The sequence below is a fragment of the Streptomyces sp. HSS9-12 genome (assembly GCF_054963655.1).
The window spans coordinates 1-6,055 of record NZ_JBUEGC010000098.1; the positions used below are offsets into that span (position 1 = coordinate 1).

Here is a 6,055-nt window from a genome sequence, read left to right on the forward strand (position 1 = left end):
CCGGATCGGCCTCGTAGTGGGCCTGCTCGGTCGATCGGGCAACGCAGCAGATGGCCGTGCCAGGCGGCGAGCGGGGCAAACCCTGGCTGACGCGGCACTAGCACTGCGGCGCGCCGCGCCAGCCCGAGACCGGCAGCGCGAACTTCGCGACGAGCCGGTCGGTGAAGGACGAGTGGTGCAGCCGCGCCAGCCGTACGGGCACCGCCCCGCGCCGCACCTCCACCCGCGCACCGGCCGGCAGATCGATCGTCCGCCGCCCGTCGCACCACAGCACCCCGTGCGGCGTCTCCGACTGCACCTCGACCGCGAGCACCGAGTCGGGTGCGGTGACCAGCGGCTTCGCGAACAGCGCATGCGCGCTGATCGGCACCATGAGCAGCGCCTCGACCTCCGGCCACACCACCGGCCCGCCCGCCGAAAAGGCATACGCGGTGGACCCGGTGGGCGTGGCGCAGACCACGCCGTCGCCGCCGAAGCGGGACACCGGCCGCCCGTCGACCTCGGTGACGACCTCGATCATCCGCTCGCGCGCGGCCTTCTCCACCGACGCCTCGTTCAGCGCCCAGTCGCGGTGGACGACATGCCCGTCGTTGTGCACGACCACATCGATGGTCATGCGCTCCTCGACCTCGTACGAGCGCGTGACGACCCGGTGCACAACCTTCTCGAGATCGTCGCGCTCGGCCTCGGCGAGAAAACCCACCCGGCCCAGGTTCACCCCCAGCAGCGGCACACCGGAGCCATGCGCGAACTCGGCGCCGCGCAGCAGCGTCCCGTCCCCGCCCAGCACCACCAGCAACTCGCAGCCGTCCAGCACGTCCTGCGAAGCGTCGACCAGCTCCACCGACGGCGGCAGCGGCAGGTCAGCGGCCTCCTCGCGGAGCACCCTGACGCGCAGGCCGCAGCGCTGCAGGCCCCGTACGACCAACTCGGCGCTGCGCACGGCGGCCGGCCGGCCGGTGTGCGCTAGCAGGAAAACGGTGCGTGTTTCTGCTGTCGTCGTCAACGCGGCCCCTCCACCACTGCACGGTCAACGTCCGCCGGGTCCAGTGCGGGAGCACCGGCGCGCAACCAGAGAAAGTACTCGACATTGCCGGACGGTCCGGGCAGCGGGCTCGCGGTGACTCCCAGGGCACCGAGCCCGAGTTCGGCGGCCTGCCGGGCCACGGTCCGTACGGCTTCGGCCCGCAACTCGGGGCTGCGCACGACTCCGCCGCTGCCGAGCCGTTCCTTCCCCACCTCGAACTGCGGCTTGACCATGAGCACGAGATCGGCGTCGGGCGCCGAACAGCGGACGAGCGCCGGGAGGACCAGCCCGAGCGGGATAAACGACAGATCCCCGACGACGAGGTCGACCGGCTGCCCGTCGAGGACCTCGAGTGACAGCTCACGGACATTCGTACGGTCCTTCACGGTCACCCGTTCATCGCTCTGCAGCGACCAGGCGAGCTGCCCGTACCCCACGTCCACGGCGACGACATGGCCCGCGCCCGACCGCAGCAGCACATCCGTGAACCCGCCGGTGGACGCCCCCGCGTCGAGGGCTCGGCGCCCTTCGACCTTCAGCCCACGCGGAACGAACGCTTCCAGAGCGCCCGCGAGCTTGTATCCGCCGCGGGAGACATAGTCCGGGTCGCCGGAGTCCTCGGCGACGACCACGGCCGCGCTGGTCTCCACCTGGGTCGCGGGCTTGGTGGCGGTGGTGCCCCCGACGGTCACCCGGCCGGCGGCGATCAGCTGGCTCGCGTGCTCGCGCGAGCGGGCCAGCTTGCGGCGCACCAGCTCCGCGTCGAGTCGGCGTCGTGCCACGTGCGGTCAGCTCCTGTTGTTCCTGTTGTCATACGGCCTGGTGGGAGGCGGAGGGCCCGGGCGGGCGTCGAGCGCGGCCAGCGCGTCACGCAGTCCCCCGTGAACATCCTCGTACACCTCGATGTGGCCCTCGACGGGGAGGTCGTCGGCGTCGCCGAGCCGCTCGAGCAGCGCGTCCACCTCGGCGTTCCCCGTGGGCGTACGGGCGACACCCAGCGGCAGCGGACCCGCCTCGCCCTCGGACGCCTCCTCCGGGACCGTCTGCTCCGCCACGGCGGAGGCATCGTCCGGCGCCACGGGCTCCTCCTCCCCCGAATCCGGCTCCACCCCGGTCATCGGCTCGTTCATGGCCCTGACGCTACCCCCAAACCTCATGGTCTTCGGCTCGTCACGGCCTGGGGTACGGTCAATCCCGATGAGGACCATCCAGGAGTGCCGCCAAGCGTTGGACCGGCTGTCGGAGAATCTCGCCACGGCGAACGGCGACCTCCGCAGTGCGGCCGCGCTGAACCGTTCGCTGAGCTGCCATGTCACCGACCTCGACATCACGTTCATGGGCCGTCTCGTGGACGGCCGGATCGAGGATGTGACCACCGTCTCCGGACCGCCGCCCGAGCGCGCCCAGATCCGCCTGACGATGGCGAGCGAGGACCTGGTCGCGCTCGTGGACGGCAAGCTGCACTTCGCGAAGGCGTGGGGCAGCGGCCGGGTCAAGCTCGAGGCGGGCCTGCTGGACCTGCTGCGGCTGCGGTCGCTGCTGTAGCGCAGACCAGCGGTTACAGCCCCAGCCGCGCCAGCGCCTTGTCCGCGTCCAGCGCGCAGGCCCCGTCCCCCGCCGCGGTCCAGGCCACCGCGCACAGCGCCCGCAGCCCGTCGAGCGGCGCCCCGTCCCCGTCCAGCACCAGCGCGTCACCCTCAGCGACCGCCGTCCAGCCGCCGCACCGGAACCCCTCCCCGTACGGCTCGACCTCCGGCTGCGGAGCCGGCAGGCCGCGCAGGTCCGCGTCCACGTATGTCGGCCGGTGGTGCGGCTCGGCGGCCAGGAGCTGCGCTGGTGTGGTCACCCCTGTCAGCACCAGCAGCGAGTCCACGCCGCCCGTGTGCGCCCCCTCGATGTCGGTGTCGAGCCGGTCGCCCACCACCAGCGGCCGCTGCGCGCCCGTCCGCAGGATCGTCTCCCGGTGCATCGGCGGCAGCGGCTTGCCTGCCACCTGCGGCTGGGCCCCGGTGGCGATCCTTACGACCTCCACCAGCGCACCGTTGCCCGGCGCCGTCCCCCGCTCGGTCGGAATCGTCAGGTCCAGATTCGAGGCGAACCAGGGCAGCCCGCGGCCCACCGCGTACGAGGCCTCCGCCAGATCCACCCACCCCACCGTCGGGTCGTAGCCCTGGACCACGGCCGCAGGGTCGTCGTCGAGCGAGTCCACCGGCTCCAGCCCCCGCTCCCGCAGCGCCGCCCGCAGCCCCTCACCGCCGACCATCAGCACGCGCGAGTCCTTCGGCACCTGGTCGGCGATCAGCCGGGCGACCGCCTGCGCGGACGTGACGACCTCGTGAGCCTCAGCCGCCACGCCGAGGTGCGACAGGTGCTCGGCCACCGCCTGCGGCGTGCGCGACGCGTTGTTGGTCACATACGCGAAGTGCATCCCGCGCTCCCGCGCCGCGGCCAGCGACTCGACGGCGTGCGGGATGGCCTTACCCCCCGCGTAGACCACGCCGTCCAGGTCGAGCAGCGCCGTGTCGTACACCTCGCACAGCGGCCGATCGCTGGCGTCGGTCCGGGTCCGGCTCTGCTTGCTCATGCTGTCTCTCGCTCGTCGATCGCTGTCCGTCCCCCCGATCATCCCGCATGGCCGCAGGGGCATAACATGCTCGAATGACCACCTCTGGGCCTGCCCGCGACGGTCTGCGACTGTCGCCGTTCCGAGGACTGCGTTACGCCCCGGAGCGTGTCAGCAGCCTCGCCGCCGTCACCTCCCCGCCTTACGACGTCGTGGTCCGGCCCGACGGTCTGCGCCATCTCGAGACGGCGGACCCGTACAACATCGTCCGGCTGATCCTCCCGCAGGCCGCGCCCGCCAACGACCGCCACCGCAAGGCCGCGGACACCCTGCGCCGCTGGCAGGAGGAGGGTGTGCTGACGGCCGACCCAGAGCCCGCGCTGTACGTGTACGAGCAGCGCAGCGGCGACATCCTGCAGCGCGGGCTGATCGGCGCGCTGCGGCTGAGCCGGCCCGAGGACGGGATAGTCCTGCCGCACGAGGAGGTCATGCCGCAGATCGTCGAGGACCGGGCCGCGTTGATGCGGGAGACCGCGGCCAACCTGGAGCCGCTGCTGCTCTCCTACCGGGGAAGCGGCAACGGCGACGGGGCAACGGCCGTCATCGAGCGTACGGTTGAGCGCTCGCCGCTGCTGTCCACGACCACGGAGGACGGCTTCAGCCACCGGCTGTGGTCCGTGACGGACCCGGCAGAGCTCGCGGAGATCGACGCCGACCTCTCGCGCCGCCAGGCACTGATCGCCGACGGGCACCACCGCTGGGCGACCTACCTGCGGCTGCGCGCTGAGCAGCCCTCCCCGGGTCCCTGGGACTCCGGCCTGGTGCTTCTGGTGGACAGCACCCGCTACCCGCTGCGGGTGCGGGCCATCCACCGCGTGCTGCCCCAACTGCCGGTCGCGGATGCGCTCGCCGCCCTCCAGGGCCCCTTCGAGGGCTCCTTCCGGATCCGCCCGGTGGACGGACCGCTGCCCCGGGCTCTCGACGCCCTCGCGGCCGCCTCAGAGGCGGGCAACGCCTTTCTCCTCGCCGGCGCCGGCGGATTCCACCTCGTCGACCGACCGGACACCGAGCTGCTGGCCCGTACGGTCCCGGAGGGACGCCCGGAAGCGTGGCGGACGCTGGATGCGACCGTGCTGCACGCCGTGCTGCTGGAGCACATCTGGCAGATTCCCGACAGCCCTGAGCACATCGGATACATCCACGAGGTGGAGGCGGCCCTGGCGAAGGCGGAGCAGAGCGGCGGGACGGCCGTACTGATGCACCCGGTACGCGAGGAGGTCGTACGCGACCTGGCCGAGCAGGGCGTCACCATGCCGCACAAGTCCACGTCCTTCGGGCCCAAGCCGGCGACAGGCCTGGTCCTGCGAAACCTCGAACTCGACTGACGACGAGGGCGGAACCTGTGCGGGTTCCGCCCTCGTGTCTCTTTGATCAGTCCTCGTCCGGCGTGGCGGGCTCATCGGCTGCGGGCCGCTCCGCCTCGTCAGCGTCCAGGACGTCGGCATCGGAGTCGGCGTCCGGGTCGAAGGCGTCCAAGAACTCGACCCCGTCCAGCTCCGCGAGGCGGTCCGACGCGTCGGTGGTACCACCCTGGTCCGCCTCGAGGGCCTTGGCGAACCACTCGCGTGCCTCATCCCTGCGGCCGACCGCGAGCAGCGCGTCGGCGTACGCGTAGCGCAGGCGAGCGGTCCACGGGTGTACGGAGGTGGACGCCAGCTCCGGGCTCTGCAGCGTCACCACAGCCGCGTCGGCCTGGCCCATGTCACGGCGGGCACCGGCTGCGACCAGCCGCATCTCCACCTGCCCGGCCCGGTCCAGCTTCTGCACCTCCGGCTCACCGGCCATGGCGAGGGCACGCTCGGGGCGTCCCATACCGCGCTCGCAGTCCGCCATCACCGGCCACAGGTCGACCGAGCCGGTCATCCGGCGGGCTGCGCGGAACTCCGCGAGCGCCTCGGCGTATTTGCCGGTGGCGTACGAGGCGAAGCCGGCGGCCTCGCGGACGGCGGCGACTCGGGATGCGAGCCGGAGGGCGATCCGCGAGTACTCGTAGGCCCGCTCGGGGTCCTCGTCCAGCAACCTGGCGACCATGACGAGGTTCTTGGCGACGTCCTCGGCAAGCGTCTTCGGCAGGCTCATGAGCTCCTGGCGTACGTCCTTGTCGATCTCCTCGCCGGTGACGTCGCCGGGGATCGGCAGCCGCTTCACGGGCTCGCGGTCGCGTTCGCCGCGCTCACGGACGTCGCGGCGTGGGTATCCGGCGGCACGGTCGTCACGGCGCCCGCGGCCGCCCTGGCCGTACGGACGGCGTCCACGGTCGTCGCGCCCACGGAATCCACCGCGCTCGTCGTCGCGGCGCGGCCCACGGGGACGGTCATCCCGACGGAAGTCGCGCCGGTCATCATCACGCCGGAACCCAGAACGCTCCCGCTCACCACGATCCCTGCGACGCTCCCGGTCCCGGT

Annotated in this window: 8 protein-coding genes; 2 read left to right on the forward strand and 6 right to left on the reverse strand. The window is 72.4% G+C overall.

Annotated elements, in window-relative coordinates:
* Positions 1-97: 97 nt before the first annotated feature.
* The 3 genes from ACY34J_RS28580 to ACY34J_RS28590 are packed head-to-tail and all read right to left on the reverse strand — an operon-like array spanning position 98 to position 2,157.
* Positions 98-1,006: an NAD kinase gene (locus tag ACY34J_RS28580; RefSeq protein WP_462729544.1), complete on the reverse strand. Its 909-nt coding sequence runs from the start codon at positions 1,004-1,006 to the stop codon at positions 98-100.
* On the reverse strand, positions 1,003-1,809 hold the full coding sequence (locus ACY34J_RS28585; protein ID WP_462729543.1) for a TlyA family RNA methyltransferase: 807 nt from the start codon (positions 1,807-1,809) through the stop codon (positions 1,003-1,005). Before ACY34J_RS28585 ends, ACY34J_RS28580 begins: the two co-directional genes overlap by 4 nt.
* Before the next feature lie 6 nt (positions 1,810-1,815).
* On the reverse strand, positions 1,816-2,157 hold the full coding sequence (locus ACY34J_RS28590; protein WP_462729542.1) for a hypothetical protein: 342 nt from the start codon (positions 2,155-2,157) through the stop codon (positions 1,816-1,818).
* A gap of 67 nt (positions 2,158-2,224) precedes the next feature.
* Between ACY34J_RS28590 and ACY34J_RS28595 the strand changes: the two genes are divergently transcribed.
* Positions 2,225-2,572 (forward strand): SCP2 sterol-binding domain-containing protein, encoded by a 348-nt coding sequence (locus ACY34J_RS28595; protein WP_462729541.1) that lies wholly within the window; start codon positions 2,225-2,227, stop codon positions 2,570-2,572.
* Positions 2,573-2,585: 13 nt separating this feature from the next.
* On the opposite strand, the gene ACY34J_RS28600 is transcribed toward ACY34J_RS28595, so the two are convergent.
* Positions 2,586-3,611 carry an HAD-IIA family hydrolase gene (locus tag ACY34J_RS28600; protein ID WP_462729540.1) on the reverse strand — a complete coding sequence of 342 codons (1,026 nt, stop codon included), beginning with the start codon at positions 3,609-3,611 and terminating at the stop codon, positions 2,586-2,588.
* Positions 3,612-3,685: 74 nt separating this feature from the next.
* On the opposite strand from ACY34J_RS28600, the gene ACY34J_RS28605 reads away from it, so the two are divergent.
* Positions 3,686-4,975, forward strand: a complete 1,290-nt coding sequence (locus tag ACY34J_RS28605) for a DUF1015 domain-containing protein (protein ID WP_462729539.1) — start codon at positions 3,686-3,688, stop codon at positions 4,973-4,975.
* 46 nt (positions 4,976-5,021) lie between these two features.
* On the opposite strand, the gene ACY34J_RS28610 is transcribed toward ACY34J_RS28605, so the two are convergent.
* Positions 5,022-5,789: a tetratricopeptide repeat protein gene (locus ACY34J_RS28610; RefSeq protein WP_462729545.1), complete on the reverse strand. Its 768-nt coding sequence runs from the start codon at positions 5,787-5,789 to the stop codon at positions 5,022-5,024.
* 5 nt (positions 5,790-5,794) lie between these two features.
* The coding region (locus tag ACY34J_RS28615; protein ID WP_462761993.1) for a hypothetical protein at positions 5,795-6,055 on the reverse strand (261 nt) is incomplete at its 5' end.